Annotated in this window: 22 protein-coding genes; 8 read left to right on the top strand and 14 right to left on the bottom strand. The window is 71.2% G+C overall.

Translation table 11 applies throughout. The features are described 5' to 3' along the window. Window positions 1–5 precede the first annotated feature (5 nt). From era to ACIHAD_RS22185, 8 genes are all read right to left on the bottom strand, one after another. Window positions 6–914, bottom strand: coding sequence for a GTPase Era (gene era / locus ACIHAD_RS22220; RefSeq protein WP_397356455.1), 909 nt, complete (start codon window positions 912–914; stop codon window positions 6–8). 18 nt (window positions 915–932) lie between these two features. Further along, window positions 933–1,403 carry an NUDIX domain-containing protein gene (locus ACIHAD_RS22215; RefSeq protein ID WP_397356768.1) on the bottom strand — a complete coding sequence of 157 codons (471 nt, stop codon included), beginning with the start codon at window positions 1,401–1,403 and terminating at the stop codon, window positions 933–935. 7 nt (window positions 1,404–1,410) lie between these two features. Next, window positions 1,411–1,728 carry a cytidine deaminase gene (locus tag ACIHAD_RS22210; protein ID WP_397356454.1) on the bottom strand — a complete coding sequence of 106 codons (318 nt, stop codon included), beginning with the start codon at window positions 1,726–1,728 and terminating at the stop codon, window positions 1,411–1,413. 10 nt (window positions 1,729–1,738) lie between these two features. Continuing rightward, window positions 1,739–2,374, bottom strand: coding sequence for a hypothetical protein (locus tag ACIHAD_RS22205; protein ID WP_397356453.1), 636 nt, complete (start codon window positions 2,372–2,374; stop codon window positions 1,739–1,741). Between the two features lie 309 nt (window positions 2,375–2,683). Further along, window positions 2,684–3,979, bottom strand: coding sequence for a hemolysin family protein (locus ACIHAD_RS22200; RefSeq protein ID WP_397356452.1), 1,296 nt, complete (start codon window positions 3,977–3,979; stop codon window positions 2,684–2,686). Then, window positions 3,976–4,452, bottom strand: coding sequence for an rRNA maturation RNase YbeY (gene ybeY / locus ACIHAD_RS22195; RefSeq protein WP_397356451.1), 477 nt, complete (start codon window positions 4,450–4,452; stop codon window positions 3,976–3,978). The genes ACIHAD_RS22200 and ybeY overlap by 4 nt, the downstream gene beginning before the upstream one ends. Beyond that, a complete protein-coding gene (locus ACIHAD_RS22190; protein WP_397356450.1) occupies window positions 4,449–5,486 on the bottom strand; it encodes a PhoH family protein in 1,038 nt (345 codons plus the stop codon). Before ACIHAD_RS22190 ends, ybeY begins: the two co-directional genes overlap by 4 nt. Before the next feature lie 91 nt (window positions 5,487–5,577). Further along, window positions 5,578–5,922, bottom strand: a complete 345-nt coding sequence (locus tag ACIHAD_RS22185; protein WP_397175578.1) for a histidine triad nucleotide-binding protein — start codon at window positions 5,920–5,922, stop codon at window positions 5,578–5,580. 279 nt (window positions 5,923–6,201) lie between these two features. Here ACIHAD_RS22185 and ACIHAD_RS22180 point away from each other — a divergent pair, with 279 nt between their 5' ends. Continuing rightward, window positions 6,202–6,714: a SigE family RNA polymerase sigma factor gene (locus ACIHAD_RS22180; protein ID WP_397356767.1), complete on the top strand. Its 513-nt coding sequence runs from the start codon at window positions 6,202–6,204 to the stop codon at window positions 6,712–6,714. Further along, window positions 6,711–7,340 (top strand): hypothetical protein, encoded by a 630-nt coding sequence (locus ACIHAD_RS22175; protein ID WP_397356449.1) that lies wholly within the window; start codon window positions 6,711–6,713, stop codon window positions 7,338–7,340. Before ACIHAD_RS22180 ends, ACIHAD_RS22175 begins: the two co-directional genes overlap by 4 nt. A 15-nt stretch (window positions 7,341–7,355) precedes the next feature. On the opposite strand, the gene ACIHAD_RS22170 is transcribed toward ACIHAD_RS22175, so the two are convergent. From ACIHAD_RS22170 to hrcA, 3 genes are read right to left on the bottom strand one after another with little or no spacing between them, the layout of a single operon-like run. Beyond that, on the bottom strand, window positions 7,356–8,081 hold the full coding sequence (locus ACIHAD_RS22170) for a 16S rRNA (uracil(1498)-N(3))-methyltransferase (protein ID WP_397356448.1): 726 nt from the start codon (window positions 8,079–8,081) through the stop codon (window positions 7,356–7,358). A gap of 9 nt (window positions 8,082–8,090) precedes the next feature. Further along, on the bottom strand, window positions 8,091–9,233 hold the full coding sequence (gene dnaJ / locus ACIHAD_RS22165; protein WP_397356447.1) for a molecular chaperone DnaJ: 1,143 nt from the start codon (window positions 9,231–9,233) through the stop codon (window positions 8,091–8,093). Between the two features lie 11 nt (window positions 9,234–9,244). Then, window positions 9,245–10,258: a heat-inducible transcriptional repressor HrcA gene (hrcA, locus tag ACIHAD_RS22160; protein ID WP_357694098.1), complete on the bottom strand. Its 1,014-nt coding sequence runs from the start codon at window positions 10,256–10,258 to the stop codon at window positions 9,245–9,247. Window positions 10,259–10,414: 156 nt separating this feature from the next. On the opposite strand from hrcA, the gene ACIHAD_RS22155 reads away from it, so the two are divergent. From ACIHAD_RS22155 to ACIHAD_RS22145, 3 genes are read left to right on the top strand one after another with little or no spacing between them, the layout of a single operon-like run. After that, the gene (locus ACIHAD_RS22155; protein WP_397356446.1) at window positions 10,415–11,176 is read left to right on the top strand and encodes a hypothetical protein; all 762 of its coding nucleotides are present in this window, start codon (window positions 10,415–10,417) and stop codon (window positions 11,174–11,176) included. A gap of 17 nt (window positions 11,177–11,193) precedes the next feature. Then, entirely contained in the window at window positions 11,194–12,003 is an 810-nt protein-coding gene (locus ACIHAD_RS22150; protein ID WP_397356445.1) for a DUF3097 domain-containing protein, read from the top strand. Continuing rightward, window positions 12,000–12,626 (top strand): DUF4870 domain-containing protein, encoded by a 627-nt coding sequence (locus ACIHAD_RS22145; protein ID WP_397356443.1) that lies wholly within the window; start codon window positions 12,000–12,002, stop codon window positions 12,624–12,626. Before ACIHAD_RS22150 ends, ACIHAD_RS22145 begins: the two co-directional genes overlap by 4 nt. On the opposite strand, the gene hemW is transcribed toward ACIHAD_RS22145, so the two are convergent. Beyond that, entirely contained in the window at window positions 12,619–13,836 is a 1,218-nt protein-coding gene (gene hemW, locus ACIHAD_RS22140; RefSeq protein ID WP_397356442.1) for a radical SAM family heme chaperone HemW, read from the bottom strand. The two genes, ACIHAD_RS22145 and hemW, sit on opposite strands and share 8 nt — an antisense overlap. A gap of 55 nt (window positions 13,837–13,891) precedes the next feature. Between hemW and ACIHAD_RS22135 the strand changes: the two genes are divergently transcribed. The 3 genes from ACIHAD_RS22135 (at window position 13,892) to ACIHAD_RS22125 (ending at window position 15,827) form a co-directional block, all read left to right on the top strand. Beyond that, window positions 13,892–14,092 carry a hypothetical protein gene (locus tag ACIHAD_RS22135; protein WP_397356441.1) on the top strand — a complete coding sequence of 67 codons (201 nt, stop codon included), beginning with the start codon at window positions 13,892–13,894 and terminating at the stop codon, window positions 14,090–14,092. Between the two features lie 220 nt (window positions 14,093–14,312). Then, complete coding sequence (locus ACIHAD_RS22130; RefSeq protein ID WP_397356440.1) at window positions 14,313–14,519, top strand: hypothetical protein; 207 nt, start codon at window positions 14,313–14,315, stop codon at window positions 14,517–14,519. Window positions 14,520–14,582: 63 nt separating this feature from the next. After that, window positions 14,583–15,827: a glycoside hydrolase family 18 protein gene (locus ACIHAD_RS22125; RefSeq protein ID WP_397356439.1), complete on the top strand. Its 1,245-nt coding sequence runs from the start codon at window positions 14,583–14,585 to the stop codon at window positions 15,825–15,827. Between the two features lie 94 nt (window positions 15,828–15,921). Here ACIHAD_RS22125 and ACIHAD_RS22120 read toward each other — a convergent pair whose 3' ends face one another. After that, entirely contained in the window at window positions 15,922–16,554 is a 633-nt protein-coding gene (locus ACIHAD_RS22120) for an MOSC domain-containing protein (protein ID WP_397356438.1), read from the bottom strand. A gap of 54 nt (window positions 16,555–16,608) precedes the next feature. Beyond that, window positions 16,609–16,941, bottom strand: coding sequence for a hypothetical protein (locus ACIHAD_RS22115; RefSeq protein ID WP_397356437.1), 333 nt, complete (start codon window positions 16,939–16,941; stop codon window positions 16,609–16,611). Window positions 16,942–17,107: the final 166 nt, after the last annotated feature.

The following is a 17,107-nucleotide window of genomic DNA, read 5'->3' as shown; positions in this document are numbered from 1 at the left end:
GCGGATCAGTCGAAGAAGCCGAGCCGGCGCAGCTGCTTGGGGTCGCGCTGCCAGTCTTTGAGCACGCTGATCCGCAGGTCGAGGTAGACCCGCGTGCCGAGCAGCGCCTCGATCTGCTTGCGGGCCCTGGTGCCCACGTCGCGCAGCCGCTCGCCCTTGTGCCCGATGACGATGGCCTTCTGGGAGGGCCGCTCGACGAACATGTGGGCGTAGACGTCGAGCAGGTCGTCGCGCCCCTCGCGGGGCAACATCTCGTCGACGACCACGGCGATCGAGTGCGGCAGCTCGTCGCGTACGCCCTCCAGGGCCGCCTCCCTGATCAGCTCGCCCACCAGCACCTGCTCGGGCTCGTCGGTGAGCTGCCCGCCCTCGTAGAGCGGCGGCGACTCGGGCAGGTGCTCGATCAGCACGTCGCCCAGCACGTCGAGCTGCTCGCCCGACTGGGCCGACACCGGCACGACGGCCGCGAACTCGGCCACCTGCGACACCGCGAGCAACTGCGCGGCGATCTGCTCCCTGCTCGCCAGGTCGCACTTGGTCACCACGGCGACCACGGGCGTCTTCTTCACCGCCGTCAGCTTGTCGGCGATGAAGCGGTCGCCCTTGCCGATCGGCTCGTTGGCCGGCACGCAGAAGCCGATCACGTCGACCTCGGTGAGCGTGGACAGCACCAGGCTGTCCAGCCGCTCGCCGAGGAGGGTGCGCGGCCGGTGCAGGCCCGGCGTGTCCACGATGACGATCTGGGCGTCGGGGCGGTGCACGATGCCCCTGATGACCCGCCTGGTCGTCTGCGGTTTGGACGAGGTGATCGCCACCTTGGCGCCGACCAGGGCGTTCATCAACGTGGACTTGCCGACGTTCGGCCTTCCCACGAAGCAGGCGAATCCGGCGCGATGGTTGTCTGGCGAAGTCACATTGTGCATTGTCGCTTATCAGCTGCCGTGTTCACGCCACCAGGCGAACGCGTCGGGCAGTGCCAGGGGCGTCCAGGCCAGTGTCGTCAGGCCGCCGACCTCGTGCTCGGCCACCCATCGGAAGTCGTTGATCTCCTCGCCGTCGGGGGTCGGCGCGCCGGAGGCGAGGGTGCAGGCGTACATGGCGATGACGTACGCCACCTCGTGGCCGTTGGGGTAGACCGTGCGGTACTCGGGGCCGCCGTAGACGCCGACCAGCCCGCGCACCTCGATCTCGATGGCCAGCTCTTCGCGCAGCTCCCTGGCCACCGCCTCCTGGGGCCGCTCGCCGGGGTCGACGCCGCCGCCCGGCGTGGCCCACAGGCCGTCGTCGCCGTGCCTGGCCATCAGCACCCGCCCGGCGCGGTCGAACACGCACCCGTTGACCGACGGCAGCATGAGCAGGTCGTTGCCGATCTTGGCGCGCAGCCGGGCCAGGAACGGCGACATGCCCACGTCAGGTCCTCAGCGTGCCGTCGGGGCCGGCCACGAGCAGGGCCTTGACGCCCAGCTCCGCCGCGACCGCCTCGTCAGCCGGGGACGGCTCGCCCGCCGTCACCAGCGCGACCGCCTCCAGCGACCGCGCGCCGCCGGAGACCGCCATGGCCACCGCGACCTGCACGGCCGACAGCGTCAGCGACGACAGCGCGACGTCGGTCGCCGAGTACGTACGCCCGGTCTCGTCGCGCACGGCGGCGCCCTCCGCGGCCTCGTTGCGTGCCCTGGCCGCCCGCGCCAAGGTGATGATCTTGCTGTCTTCAGGATCGAGAGTCACGGGAACCAGGTTAGGCCGTGGACATCGACAACACGGCGGCGACCAGCTTCCTCGTCCGGTCGCGGTCCACGTCGCTCATGCCCGCGTGCACGACCGACACCAGCGTGTCGCCGGTCCGCGACAGCACGACGTCGAGGGCGTACGGGTAGCCGTTCAGCCGTCCGCGCAGCCGCGTCCCGGTGACCTCGTCCCCGGCCCTGGCGGCGTCGCCGACGTCCAGCCTGCGGGCCCGCAGGTCGGTGCCGCCCGTCGTGCGGATCCCCCGGCACGACTCCAGGGCGTCGCTCAGTGTGTCGAAGCGCTCCTCGGCCTCCTCGCCCGCGTACCGGGCCAGGCCGACGGCCGCCCGCTCCCCCAGGCCGTCCCCCTGGTAGCTGACCGCCGCCTGGCCGGTGAGCCCCTCCTGCGGCGCGTGCCCGGCCGCCGCGTCGAGCGCGGACCCGCACGCCTGGTCCACCCGGCCGAACGGCACCCGCCACGCCTGCTCCGGCCGTTGCGCGAAGCCGTCCGGCAGGCTCGGCCGCCTGTTGAGCACCTCACGGAGCTGGGCCATGGCATGGGCGTCGACGACGGTCTCCGCGCCGCCGCCCGCGCAGCCCGCCAGGGTCGCGGCCAGCAGCCCGTACACGATGATCCGCGGTTTCATGATTCCCCCTGGACCGCAGCCTCCCCCAGCGACGAATGCGGCAATCTCTCCAGAGTCTCCACCAAACGCAAAAAGGGTGCCCTCGCCCGGTTTTTCAGACGAGAACACCCTTTACGCCGATCGACGCCCAAGCCGGCTAGCTGGCCGGAACGCCGTCCGTCCCCCCAGGAGCGTCCTCCCGCCGCGAACCCCACCCGGCGTTCGGACGCTTCCTCGTGACACCCACCGCACCGGGTGTCAGGCATGACACTGCCGGACGTCACTTGCAGAAGACTTGTAGAACGCTTGCGACATCTCCCCGCAAAGTGGTCAGTCCCGTTCGGCTCCGGCCGGGACGGCGTCGTCCTCGGGCGGCGCGACCCTGCGCACGACGACGGTGCTGATGCGATTGCGCCGCCCGGCCAGGCTCTCGGCCGTCAGCTCCAGCCCCGCCACCTCCGCCTGCGACCCGGCGATCGGCACCCGGCCGAGCGCGTGGGCCAGCAGGCCGCCGACGGTCTCGACGTCGTCGACCTCGATCTCGGTGTCGAACAGCTCGCCGAGCTCGTCGACCGGCATGCGGGCGGTCACCCGCATGCCGCCGTCGTGCATGGTCTCCACGCGCGGGGCCTCCTGGTCGTACTCGTCGGTGATCTCGCCGACGATCTCCTCCAGGACGTCTTCGATGGTGACCAGACCGGCGGTGCCGCCGTACTCGTCGATGACGATCGCCATGTGGATCTGCCGGGCCTGCATCTCCCGCATGAGCTGGTCGATGGGCTTGCTCTCCGGCACGTACGCGGCCGGCCGCATGGTCGACTCGACCGTCTCCTTGCCGCCGCCCTCGCCCGACTCGTGGATCCTGCGGGCGATGTCCTTGAGGTAGGCGATGCCGATGACGTCGTCCTCGTTCTCGCCCACGACCGGGATGCGGGAGAAGCCGCTGCGCAGCGCGAGCGACAGCGCCTGGCTGATCGTCTTGCCACGCTCGATGTAGACCATGTCGGTGCGGGGCACCATGACCTCGCGGACCAGCGTGTCGCCCAGCTCGAAGACCGAGTGGATCATCTCGCGCTCGTCCGGCTCGATCACCCGGCGCTCCTCGGCCAGGTCGACCAGGTCGCGCAGCTCCGCCTCGGACGTGAACGGGCCGTCACGGAAGCCCCTGCCGGGGGTCAGGGCGTTGCCGAGCAGGATGAGCAGCTTGGGCAGCGGGCCGAAGATGCGGGTCAGGCCGTAGACGATCGGCGCCCCGGCCAGTGCCACCGGCTCGGCGTGCTGGCGGCCCAGGGTACGGGGCATGACGCCGACGACGACGTAGCTGACCACGATCATGACCGCCGCGGCGGCCACGTAGGCCCAGCCCTGGTCGTGCATGAGGTCGATGAACAGCAGCGTGGCGATGACCGTCGCCACCAGCTCGCAGCTCAGGCGCAGCAGCAGGAGCAGGTTGAGGTAGCGGGGCGGGTCGTTGACGATGGCCTGGAGCCGTTCGGCCCCGCGCCGGCCCTCACGCGCGAACTCCTCCGCGCGCACCCTGGAGATGCGCGTCAGTGCCGTTTCCGCACTGGCGATCAGGCCACCGATGATGACAAGGGCGATGGCCCACAGCAACCAGGCGTTCACCGCGAGTCGCGCACCTCCTGCCAGGACTCGAGCAGGCCGGCCTGGAGCCCGAACATCTCCTTGTGCTCCTCGGGCTCGGCGTGGTCGTAGCCGAGCAGGTGCAGGATGCCGTGGGTGCACAGCAGCTCCAGCTCGGCCTGGGCGCTGTGGCCGGCCTCCTTGGCCTGCCTGTCGGCGACCTGCGGGCAGAGCACCACGTCGCCGAGCAGCGCCGGGTCGGCCGGGCTCTCGCCGTCGCCGCGCGCGCCGCCGCCGGGACGCAGCTCGTCCATCGGGAAGGCGAGCACGTCGGTCGGGCCCGGCTCGCCCATCCACTTCTCGTGCAGCTCGGCCATGGCGTCTTCGTCGACCACCACGATGGACAGCTCGGCGAGCGGGTTGATGCCCATCTCGCCGAGCACGTGGGTGGCAAGCGCGACGAGGTTCTCCTCGTCGACGCCGACGCCGGACTCGTTGTTGATCTCGATGCTCACGGGCGTCGCTTCCCCCGGTGGATGGCCTTCGGCTCCTGCGTGGCCTGGGTGGCGTCGTAGCGCCCGTAGGCGTCGACGATCTCGCTGACCAGCTTGTGGCGCACCACGTCGGCGCTGGACAGGCGGGCGAAATGGATGTCGGGGATGCCCTCCAGGATCTCCTGGACGATCCGCAGCCCGCTCACCGTGCCCGAGGGCAGGTCGACCTGGGTCACGTCGCCCGTGACCACGATCTTGGAGTTGAACCCCAGCCGGGTCAGGAACATCTTCATCTGCTCGGCCGAGGAGTTCTGTGCCTCGTCGAGGATGATGAAGGCGTCGTTGAGGGTGCGGCCCCGCATGTACGCCAGCGGCGCGACCTCGATCGTGCCCGCGGCCATCAGCTTCGGGATCGAGTCGGGGTCGACCATGTCGTGCAGCGCGTCGTAGAGCGGCCGCAGGTAGGGGTCGATCTTCTCGTAGAGGGTGCCTGGCAGGAAGCCCAGCCGCTCGCCCGCCTCGACCGCCGGCCTGGTCAGGATGATGCGGTTGACCCGCTTCTCCTGCAGCGCGCGCACGGCCTTGGCCATCGCCAGGTACGTCTTGCCGGTGCCCGCGGGCCCGATGCCGAACACGATCGTGTGCTGGTCGATCGCGTCGACGTACCGCTTCTGGTTGACGGTCTTCGGCCTGATCGTGCGGCCGCGGGAGGACAGGATGTCGAGCGAGAGGACCTCGGCCGGGCGGTCGGAGGTCATGCGCAGCATGGCGATGCTCCGCTCGACCGCGTCGGGAGTGAGCTCGCCCCCGCTGCGCAGCACCTCGACCAGCTCCTCGAACAGGCGCACGACCGCGCCGCTCTCGTCGGGACTGCCGGTGACGGTGATCTCGTTGCCCCGTACGTGGATGTCGGCCCTGAAGGCGCCCTCGATGACGCGAAGCAGCTCGTCACGGGAGCCGAGGAGGCTGACCATCGGGTATTCGTCCGGAATCAGCACCTTGGCTTGAGTGCGCGAGGGAGGTGCCGTGCGTCGGGATTCGTGTAGTTCGGACATGGGCAAGGCCAGCGGCCTGATGCCTCCCGGTCTGTTCGGTGTTCTTCTCCGCCCATCGTATCCGGCACCAGGCTGATTGCTCGCGTCAATATCAGCCGGGCGGCCACGTGAGGTCACGCCCTCCGAGAACATGGGCGTGCACGTGGAAGACGGTCTGGCCGGCGCCGGCGCCGGTGTTGAAGACGACGCGGTAGCCGCTCTCGGCCACCCCCTCCTGGACGGCGACGGCGTGCGCGGCCTTCAGCACGTCGTCGGCGAGCCCGTCGTCGGCGGCGGCCAGTGAGGCCGCGTCGGGGTGATGCGCGCGCGGGATGACCAGCACGTGGGTCGGGGCCTGCGGATTGATGTCGCGGAACGCCAGCGCCCTGGCGTTCTCGTAGACGACGTCGGCCGGAATTTCCTTGGCCACGATTTTGCAGAAGAGGCAGTCGCTCACGGCAGTACCCTATCGAGAGCGACCGTTCGGCAGTCCGTTGCGAATCGGTAATCCGTGGTGTCGTGCGCCGGAAGATCCGCGCGGTTAGGGTGAGTGTGCGACACTTCAGGGCAAAAAAGTTGATTCAGGGTCGGGCGAGCGCCACCTGGCGAGGAACACGACTGGGTAATGCACCCTAAGGAACCGGGGAAACCTTCAGAACCGGAAGAGAGTAAACCCTCTGGGAAGGCCGCGCGTCCCACTGATGTGACCACCGAAACCCTTCTGGCCGACAGGTCGATGGGGGCGGTGCCGGTCGGGTGGGATGCCGACGTGGCCGTGACCGCGCTTTACAGCGCGCACTTCCGGTCATTGGTGCGTCTCGCGGTGTTGCTGGTGCGTGACATGGCAACCGCCGAGGAAGTCGTGCAGGACGCGTTCGTCGCCATTCACGGCGCCTGGCGCAGACTACGCGATCCCGACAAAGCACTCGCTTACCTGCGTCAGTCTGTCGTCAACCGGTCCCGTTCCGTGCTGCGTCACCGCGCGGTCGTCGAGAAGTACGCACCCAAGGGCCTGCCGGACGCTCCGAGCGCCGAGAACGGCGCGATCGGCGAGCTGGAACGCTCCGCCGTCATCGAGGCGTTACGCGCCCTGCCGACCCGACAGAGAGAAGCACTGGTTCTGCGTTATTACGGAGATCTGTCCGAGGCTGAGATCGCCCACGCCATGGGAATCAGCAAGGGCGCGGTCAAGAGCCACACCGCACGTGGCATGGCCGCATTGCGATCCGTCCTGGAGAAGATGTCATGACCCAGCCCCCCGACGAGTACGGCGACGTCCTGCGCCGTGCGCTCCGCGCGGAGGCGGACGCGGTCGTGCCCTCGCCGGAAGGACTGCAGATCATCCGCGCCCGCATCGAGCGGCGCGGCGTCCGTAACCTGTTCTGGTGGCGTGCGGGCGCGGCGGCGATCAGCGCCGTGCTGGTGGCGGGGACGATCGTGATGGTCGTTCCCGGGCTGCGCTCCCAGATCTTCGAGACGCCCGTCAAGGTCGTGGACAACTCGACCACCACCCCCGGCAACTCCTCGACCAGGCTGTCCACGCCGCCCAGGCGGGACAGTCACAGCGCCGAGCCACCGCCCGTGGTGGTCGTGCCGCCGAGCCACAGCGAGACCCACCGGCCCTCGGAGGCGGCCAGGTCCACCCGGCAGCCCACGCCGTCGCCGACGCCGTCCTCCACGCCCTGCCCGACCGGCGAGCCCGCCGGCGACCAGGACTGCCCCGAGGTCACGCCGACGCCCACGCCGACCCCGTCCGAGGCGACCGACGCGCCGACGACGTGCCCCTCCGACGAGTGCCCGCCGGACGACATGCCCACCGCCGCCCCGAGCGACCTGAGCAGCCCGCTCGTGGACGTGCCGCACACGACGCCCTGAGGCCCCGAGGCGGGCCTACCAGCGCCCGGTGCGCGCGAGCAGCACGGCCGCCGCCGCCACCCCCGCCGTGGAGGTGCGCAGCACGGTCGGCCCGAGCAGCACGGGCACCGCCTTGGCCGCGACGAACCTGCGCAGCTCGTCCTCCGAGACGCCGCCCTCGGGCCCCACGACCACCACGATGTCGCCGCCGGACGGCAGCGCCACCCTCGACAGCGGCTCGACGGCCTCCTCATGCAGCACGAGCCCCAGCGCCGCGTCGGCCAGCAGCCCCTCGACCTGCGCGGTGGAGGCCTGCTCGGCCACCTCGGGCAGGTGGAACCGGCGCGCCTGCTTGCCCGCCTCGCGGGCCGTGGAACGCCACCGGCCCAGCGCCTTGGCGACCTTGTCGCCCTTCCACTGCGTAATGCTGCGCGAGGCGGCCCAGGGCACGATCACGTCGACCCCCGCCTCGGTCATCATCTCGACGGCCAGCTCGCCCCTGTCGCCCTTGGGCAGCCCCTGGACGACAACCAGCCGCCGCGCGGGCGGCTCGACGGTGTAGCGGGCGAGCACGTCGAGCGCGAGCGCGTCCTTGAACACCTCGCGCACCACGCACTCGGCGACGTCGCCCGCGCCGTTGGTCAGGTCGACCCGCTCGCCGGCGCGCAGGCGCCGCACGGAGGCCGCGTGCCGCCCCTCAGGGCCGTCGAGCGTCAGCTCGGAGCCGTTCAGGTCCTCGGCGAGGAACACGGGGACGGTCACGGGTGATCGTCACCTGCCGTTGAAGGCGTCACGCAGGCGGGAGAAGAAACCCTGCTGGCCCGGGGCGAATTTTCCCGGCGGACGCTCCTCTCCACGCAGCCTGGAAAGCTCGCGCAGCAGGTCCTCCTGCGGCTGGTCGAGCCGGGAAGGGGTCTCGACGTTGACGTGGATGAGCAGGTCGCCCCTGCCGGACTCGTTGAGCCGCTGCACGCCGCGTCCGTACATGGTGATGACCTGGCCGGACTGGGTGCCGGGGCGCACGTCGATCTCCTCGGAGCCGTCGAGCGTCTCCACGGCGAGGATCGTGCCCAGCGCGGCGGCCGTCATCGGGATCTGGACCGTGCAGTGGAGGTCGTCGCCGCGCCGCTCGAAGATCTCGTGGGGGCGCTCGACGATCTCCAGGAAGAGGTCTCCGGGCGGGCCGCCGCCGGGGCCGACCTCGCCCTCGCCGGCGAGCTGGATGTGGGTGCCGTCCTCGACGCCCGCGGGGATGCGGACCTTGATCGTACGGCGGGTGCGCACCCGGCCGTCGCCCGAGCACTCCTGGCAGGGGTGGCGGATGATGCTGCCGAAACCGCCGCACTGGGGGCACGGCCGCGAGGTCATGACCTGGCCCAGGAACGAGCGGGTGACCTGGGAGATCTCGCCGCGCCCGTTGCACATGTCACAGGTGTCGGGGTGGGTGCCGGAGGCTGCGCCGGCGCCGTGGCACACCTCGCACAGCACGGCGGTGTCCACGACCAGCTCGCGGGTGGTGCCGAACGCCGTCTCGCGCAGGTCGAGCTCGACCCGGATGGTGGCGTTGCGGCCCCTCCTGGCGCGCGAGCGCGGCCCGCGGGTGCCGCCCGCGCTGCCGAAGAAGGCGTCCATGATGTCGCTGAAGGGGAAACCCGCCCCGAAACCGCCGGCGCCCGCGCCCGCACCGGCGCCGCCGCCGAAGGGGTCTCCGCCCAGGTCGTACATCTGGCGCTTGTTCGGGTCGGACAGCACCTCGTAGGCCTGCGTGATCTCCTTGAACCGCTCCTGGGTCTCAGGATCGGGGTTCACGTCGGGGTGCAGCTCGCGGGCGAGGCGGCGGTAGGCCTTCTTGATCTCGTCCTGACTGGCGTCACGGCGCACCCCGAGGGTGGCGTAGTAGTCGCTGTTTGCCACTTATCGACCTCTTAAGATGCAGCCAGGATCTGGCTGACGTAGCGTGCCACCGCGCGTACGGCGCCCATCGTCACGGGGTAGTCCATCCTCGTGGGACCCAGCACGCCGAGCCGGGCCAGTTGGTTGTCGCCAGAACCGTATCCGGTTGCGACGATGGACGTGCCGCGAAGGTAGGGGTTTTCCGAGCCGATGCGCACGGTGAGCGCGGACGGGGTGTCTGTGGATGTCTCGCCGAGCAACCGCATGAGCACGACCTGCTCCTCCAGCGCCTCCAGCACGTCGCGCAGGCCGGTGGCGAAGTCGGCGCCCGCGAGATTGGCCGCGCCGGCGAACACGATCTTCTCGTCATGGCGTTCGACGAGGGTTTCGAGCAGCACCGACAGGATCGTGGCCACGGCGGGCCGGTCCTCGGCGGGCAGCCGCTCGGGCAGGTCGGCGACCAGCTCGGGGACGTTGCTCAGCCCGCAGCCGTCGAGGCAGGAGTTGAGCACCGCGCGCAGGTGGGCGATGCGGTCGTCCTCCACCACCTCGGGCAGCTCGATCACGCGCTGCTCGACGCGCCCGGTGTTGGTGATCAGCACGAGCATGACCCGCCGGTCGTTGAGCGGGACCAGCTCGACGTGCCTGACCGTGGAACGGGTCAGCGTCGGGTACTGCACGACCGCGACCTGCCTGGTGAGCTGCGCGAGCAGCCGCACGGTGCGGAAGACCACGTCGTCGAGGTCGACCGCGCCGGCGAGGAAGGTCTCGATCGCCCGCCGCTCGGCCCCCGACAGGGGCTTGACCTGCGAGAGCCGGTCGACGAACAGGCGGTAGCCCTTGTCCGTCGGCACGCGGCCCGCGCTGGTGTGCGGCTGGGTGATGTACCCGTCCTCCTCCAGAGCGGCCATGTCGTTCCTGACCGTTGCCGGGGAGACCTTCAAATTGTGGCGCTCGGCCAGCGCCTTGGAGCCCACCGGTTCGTTGGTGGACACGTAGTCTTCGACAATGGCGCGGAGCACCGCCAGCTTCCGATCGTCGAGCACGTGCTCACCTCCTGCCTCTGCCTAACAGGGAAACGACAGGTCTAGCACTCCGTGTTCCCGAGTGCCAAGTGTACGGCTCTCGCCCACAAGGTGCGATAACACCGGGTCCTATCCTGTTGCTAGCGACTTACAAGCGACAGGCCTCACACTTGCCGCATGACCGACAATTCCCAGCCCCCGCAGTACGGACCGCCCCAGGGGCAGGGTCCCTACTACGGTCAGCCCTCCCAGTACGCCCAGCCCCAGCCCCCGCAGTACGGCCAGCCCCCTTACCAGCAGCAACAGCCCCAGTACGGCCCCCCACCCCAGTACGGCCAGTACAACCAGTACAACCAGCAGCCCCAGTTCCCGGCCAGGATCGACGGCAAGGCGATCAAGCCACGCCTGTGGTGGATCGCGGTCGTGTGGGCCGTGGCCGTGGTGCTGGGCGTCGTGGGCGTGGTCGTGTTCGCCGGCGGCGTGCTGAGCAGCGTGACGGACATGGCACCGACGACCACGTTCGCGTCGGGCGAAAGCGTGAAGGTGGCGATCGACCCCGCCAAGCGCCCGGCCGTGTACATCGCCACCGACACGCGGGTCAACTACCAGTGCGAGATCTCCGGCGGCCCGGCCCAGGCCAGGCTCGTCAAGGTCTCCGGCACCCAGACGCTCACCGCCGGCGGGACCGCCTGGCAGGAGATCCTCGCCGTCAACGCCCCCGCCAAGGGCGACTACCAGCTGACCTGCGCCACGCAGGAGGCGTCGTCGGCCCGCTTCGGCGTGGGCCGTGACGTGCTCTCGGCCGCGGGCGGCGTGTTCGGCGGGGTCGCGGCGCTGTTCCTGATCCCCGGTGCCGGTCTGCTCATCGGCATCATCGGCACGATCGTCATCCTCGTACGGCGCAGCGGCGCGCGTAAGCGCCTTGCGGTGAGCGGGTGATTTGCTACGGTCCCCGTGTGTACGAGGGTGATGTGCTGGCGGGCAATTGGCGGCGGCCGGGCAAGGGCAAGATCCCGAAGGTGCCCGCCGAACTCGACCTGGTCGTGGAGGACGCCGACAGCGGCTTCTGCGGCGCCGTGGTGGCCTGCGACAAGGAGGCCGTCACCCTTGAGGACCGGTTCGGCAAACGCCGCCTGTTCCCGCTGGCGCCGGCCGCGTTCCTGCTGGAGGGCAGGCCCGTGACGCTGGTGCGCCCGGCGGCCGCGGCCCCGGCCGGGCCCAGGCGCAGCGCGTCCGGGTCCATCGCGGTGGAGGGGCTGCGGGCGCGGGTCGCCAAGGAGAGCCGGATCTACGTCGAGGGCGTGCACGACGCCGCGCTCGTGGAGAAGATCTGGGGCCACGACCTGCGCGTCGAGGGGGTCGTGGTCGAGTACCTGGAGGGCGTGGACGACCTGCCCGCCATCGTGGCCGAGTTCGCCCCCGAGCCGGGCCGCAAGCTGGGCGTGCTGGTCGACCACCTGGTGCCGGGGTCGAAGGAGAGCCGGATCGCGGCCCGGATCACCTCGCCGCACGTGCTCGTCGTGGGCCATCCGTACATCGACATCTGGCAGGCGGTCAAACCGTCCGTGCTGCGCATCCCCGGCTGGCCCGACGTGCCGCGCGGGGTGCCGTGGAAGGAGGGCGTGCTCGCCGCACTGGGCTGGCGCATGGAGCCCGCGGACGCCTGGCGGCGCATTCTGGGCGCCGTCTCGTCCTACACCGACCTGGAGCCGGAGCTGCTCGGCCGGGTCGAGGAACTGATCGACTTCGTTACGGAGGCATCATGAGCCAGGACCCGCCCGCCGACGACTCCCCGTACGTCCCGCCCTCGGACGTACCCCGCGACCAGGGCTCCGGCCCCCAGCTCGGCTACGGGCAGCAGCCGGGCTCCCAGCCCGATTACGGGCGGCAGCCGCCGGGCCAGAGCGGCCCGCAGCCCGGCCCCATGCCGACGCCGCCCCGCTACGTGCCCCCGCCGCCCGGCCACGGCCAGCCCCCCGGCCACGGCCAGGCCCCCGGCTACGGCGCCCAGCCGGGCTACGGCTACCCCGCCGCCGGGCCGTACGTGCCCGGCCGGTTCGGCCCGCGGCGCGGCAGCGACGACACCACGATGGCCATGCTCGCCCACCTGCTGGGCCTGCTCGTCTCGTGGATCGGCCCGCTGATCATCTACCTGATGAAGAAGGACGAGTCCCCCTACGTCAGGGACCAGGCGGCCGAGGCCCTGAACTTCCAGATCACGATGTTCATCGGCTACCTGGTCGCGGGCGTGCTGACGGTCGTGCTGGTCGGCCTGCTGCTGTTCCCGCTCGTGTGGATCGTGTCGCTGATCTTCCACATCCAGGCGGCCATCGCCACCAACCGGGGCGAGAACTACCGCTACCCCTTCGCCATCCGCCTCATCACATGAGCTCGGTGATCAGGGCGTCGGCCAGCAGCCGCCCCTTGAGGGTGAGCACCATCCGGCCCGCCCTGAACGGCTCGGGCTCCAGCAGCCCGCGCGCCAGCGCGCTCGCCACGGACGTGCGCGCCCCGGGGGCCACCTCGGCGAGCGGGTAGCCCGAGACCAGCCGCAGCTCCAGCATCAGCCGCTCGGCGGCCCGGTCGGCGTCGGCGAGCACCTCGCGCGCGTGCGCGGGCGAGGTGCCCGCCGCCAGGCGCTGGGCGTAGGCGGCCGGGTGCTTGACGTTCCACCAGCGGGTGCCGCCGACGTGGCTGTGGGCGCCGGGGCCGGCGGCCCACCAGTCGCCGCCGGTCCAGTAGAGCAGGTTGTGCCGGCAGCGGGCCTGCTCGGAGGTCGCCCAGTTGGACACCTCGTACCAGCCGAACCCGGCCTCGGCCAGCATCTCGTCGGCGATCAGGTAGCGGTCGGCGGCCACGTCGTCGTCGGGCATCGGCAGCTCGCCGCGCCGGATCCTGGCCGCCAGCCTGGTGCCCTCCTCCACGATCAGCGAGTACGCCGACACGTGGTCGGGCCCGGCCTCGATCGCGGCGGCCAGCGAGGCCCGCCAGTCGTCGTCGGTCTCCCCCGGCGTGCTGTAGATCAGGTCGAGGTTGACGTGCTCGAACCCGGCCGCCCGCGCCTCCTGCACGGCCCGCGCGGGGCGGCCCGGCGTGTGCGTGCGGTCGAGCACCTGGAGCACGTGCTCGCGCGCGCTCTGCATGCCGAAGCTCACCCGGTTGAAGCCGCCCTGACGGAGTTTGTCGAGGTAGGCGGGGTCGACGGACTCTGGGTTGGCCTCGGTGGTGACCTCCGCCCCCGGCCGCAGCCCGAACTCGGCGTCGATCGCGGCCAGGACGCGCGCCAGGTCCTCCGGGGGCAGCAGCGTGGGCGTGCCACCGCCGAAGAACACCGTCTCCACCGGCAGGTCGGCGTCGCCCAGCACGCGGCGGGCCAGGCGCACCTCCGCCACGACCGTGTCGGCGTAGTCGCGATGGGAGGCGCCGGGCCCTAGCTCGGAGGCCGTGTAGGTGTTGAAATCGCAGTAGCCGCAGCGGGTCACGCAGAACGGCACGTGCACGTAGAAGCCGAACGGGCGCTCGCCGAGCCCGCGCAGAGCGCTGTCGGGCAGCTCGCCGGAGGCGGGCGCCGGATCGCCGTCGGGCAGGGTGGATGGCACGTCATCCAGTGTGCCTGCTCACGGGTGTGCTCCGAGCCATCGAAGGAGGCGGCACATGACGGGCATCGGAATCATGGGCGCGGGGATCTCCGGGCTGACACTGGCGCTGCGGTTGCAGCAGCTCGGCGTCGCGACCACGCTCTACAGCGAGGGCGACGCGGACGGCTGCCGAACACCGTGGGCAGGATGGGCCGCGCGCAGGCCCGCGAGCGGGCGCTGGGCAGCCCGCACTTCCTCGACCCCGGCTGCCTGCTGACCGCCGGCAGGCTCTTGATTTCGATCCCGGCCCGGCCTTCGGGTTCAACATCTCGCCCGGCGGCGGCGTCGCGCTGGCGATCGGCGACGCCTGGGTCGCCAGCGACCCGATCACCGGCCAGGGCGCGAACCTGGGCTCGGCGTGCGCCTGGATCGCGGCCGACGCCATCGCGGCGGGCGGCCCGTACGACGCGGCGTTCGCGCGGGAGGTGGCCCGGCGCATGTGGGTGGCGGCCGAGCCGGTCACCGCGTGGACGAACGCGTTCCTGCGCCCTCCGGCGGAGCATGTCCTCGCCCTGCTCGTGGCCGCCTCGACCAGGCCGGAGGTGGCCGAGCTGGTGCTGTCGCTCTTCGGCGATCCGGCCCGGGCGTGGGAGCTGCTGTCGAGCGCGGAGGAGGTCGCGCGCGTCGTTGACGGCGAGGGGTGACGGTTCTACGATCGCGTCAACTTATAGGAAAGTTTCTTATAAGTTCACCCCCCAGGAGCGCCCGTGAAGAAGATCGTCCTCGCACTCTCGCTCTTACTCGGGCTGACGGCGGTCTCCGCGCCCGCCGAGGCCCACTCCGGCTTCAAGCGGGTCGCCTACTTCATCCAGTGGGGCGTGTACGGGCGCAACTACCACGTCAAGGACGTGGACGCCAGCGGCGCCGCCGCCAAGCTCACCCACCTCAACTACGCCTTCGGCTTCGTCAACGCCGAGGGCTCCTGCTACTCGGCCGACCCGTGGGCCGACTGGCAGCGCCCGGTGCCGGCCGAGCAGAGCGTGGACGGCGTCGCCGACCAACCGGGCCAGGCGCTCAACGGCAACCTCAACCAGCTCCGCAAGCTCAAGGCCAAGCACCCCGGGCTCAAGGTGCTGATGTCGCTCGGCGGCTGGACCGGGTCCAAGTACTTCTCCGACGCCGTGCTCACCCCCGAGTCCCGGGCCGCGCTGGCGCGCTCGTGCGTCGACCTGTGGCTGCGCGGCAACCTGCCCGGCCTGGAGCCGGGCGCGGGCGCCGGCGTGTTCGACGGCATCGACCTGGACTGGGAGTGGCCGGGCTCGGCGGGCAACGACGGGAACGTGATCCGGCCCGAGGACCGGCGGAACTTCACCCTGTTCGTCGAGGAGCTGCGCGCCCAGCTCCGGGCCTTCTCCGCGGCCTCCCAGCTCACGGCCTTCCTGCCGGCCGCCGCCGCGAAGATCGACGCCGGGTTCGAGGCGCGCCGCGTGTTCCGGTCGCTCGACTTCGCCACCGTCCAGGGGTACGACCTGCACGGCACGTGGGAGTCGCGGACCGGGCACAACGGGAACCTGTTCAACGACCGGCGCGACCCCAACCCCGTCAGGTACAGCGTGGATCGGACCGTGCGCGACTACCTGTCGCGCGGCGCGCCCGGCCGCAAGATCGTCGTGGGCGTGCCCGCGTACGGGCAGGGCTGGACCGGCGTGACCGGCGGCGGCGACGGCCTTTACCAGCCCGCGACCGGACCGGCCGCCGGCAAGTGGGGGCCGGGCAGCGAGGACTACAAGGACCTGGCGGCCAAGCCGGGCAAGCGCTACCGCGACCTGCGCACCGGCGCGATGTGGTTGTACGACGGCAACGAGTTCTGGTCCTACGACGACCCGGCGTCGCTGCTGGAGAAGGCGGCCTACATCCGGCTCAAGGGGCTGGGCGGCTCGATGATGTGGTCGATCGACCAGGACGACGCCCGCGCCTCCCTCACCTCGGCCCTGTACTCCGTCCTGCGCTGACGCGCCCGTCCGGGTGGGCGGTGCCGCCCGCCCGGCCTTTCCACGCAGATGATTCTTCTGGCCGCCCGCCCGATCTGCCGCGGCGGGTGGATTTCTAGCCGCTCGCCCGGCCTGTCCGGGCGGCCAGTTCGTCCCATTCGGGGGCGTGGCCGGGGACCGCGAGCACCCGGGCGAGCGCGTCGGCGTCGCCGTGGCGGGCGCGGAAGACGTCGGCCACCGTCATCCCGGTCTCCGGGCGCGAGACGATCTCCACCTCGTCGCCCGCGCCCAGCTCGCCCAGCTCCACCACGGCCAGGTACGCCCCCGGCCGCGCGGCCCGCGTGAAGCGCTTGAGCCAGCCCGGCTCGTCCATCCAGTTGCGGAACACGACGCAGGGCGTACGCGGGCCGGTCACCTCCAGCAGGGCGCCGCCGACGCGCCACCGCTCGCCCACGAGGGCGCCGTTGACGTCGAGGCCGGCGGTGGTCAGGTTCTCCCCGAAACGGCCGTCGCGCAGCTCGCGGCCCAGCTCGCCCTGCCACCAGTCGTAGTCTTCGCGGGCGTAGGCGTAGACGGCCTTGCTGGGGGCGCCGTGGTTGGGCGTGTCGGCCCGCTCGTCGCCCGCGAGCCCGTTGCGCAGCACCTCCACCCGGTGGGCCACGGCTCGCTTGTCGATCGCCGTACGGCCGAGCTTGCCGGCCCATTCCGCGTCGAACGACTTCCCGACGTTCACGGAGAGGATGCGCATGCCGCGACGGTAGCGGACGGACCGGACTGTTACGCACAGATTTATCCGCCTTTCTCAGGCTTTCGATGGAGAAAGGCGGATATCGTCGCCGCCTTGCGCCGCCCGGCCGAACCGGGAGTCGGCGTCGAGCTCGGCCAGTTGTAACAGGGTCTCCAGCGCCGCCTGCCTGGTCTCCTCGACCGAGCCGCCGCGTTCGCCGAAACACTCGGCCGCGACGTCGAGCAGCGCCGCCACCACGGCCGCGTCGGGATAGGGCACGTCGACCACCACCCTGCCGTCGCCGCCCACCTCGGCGGGTCTCAGGTGGAGCCGCAGCAGCCGCCGGGTCTCCTCCGCCACAGCCACCCCCAGCACAGCGGCACGCTCGAATCGCTCAGAAGCAATCACGTCACCCTCCAGTAGCACTGGTGTTCGGGAACAGCCAAGGTAGCGACCACCACCGACAGAATCGGCCCTTCCGCCCCGGAGAGCCCCTCGGGGCGGAAGGGCCGAAGCTCAGCGACCGGGGGCACGGCCGGACGCCGAACGACGGCCAGGAACGCGGTCGGGCGGA

The sequence above is a fragment of the Nonomuraea sp. NPDC052265 genome (assembly GCF_044547985.1).
GTDB lineage: Bacteria > Actinomycetota > Actinomycetes > Streptosporangiales > Streptosporangiaceae > Nonomuraea.
This window is presented reverse-complemented; position numbering and strand designations above follow the sequence as displayed.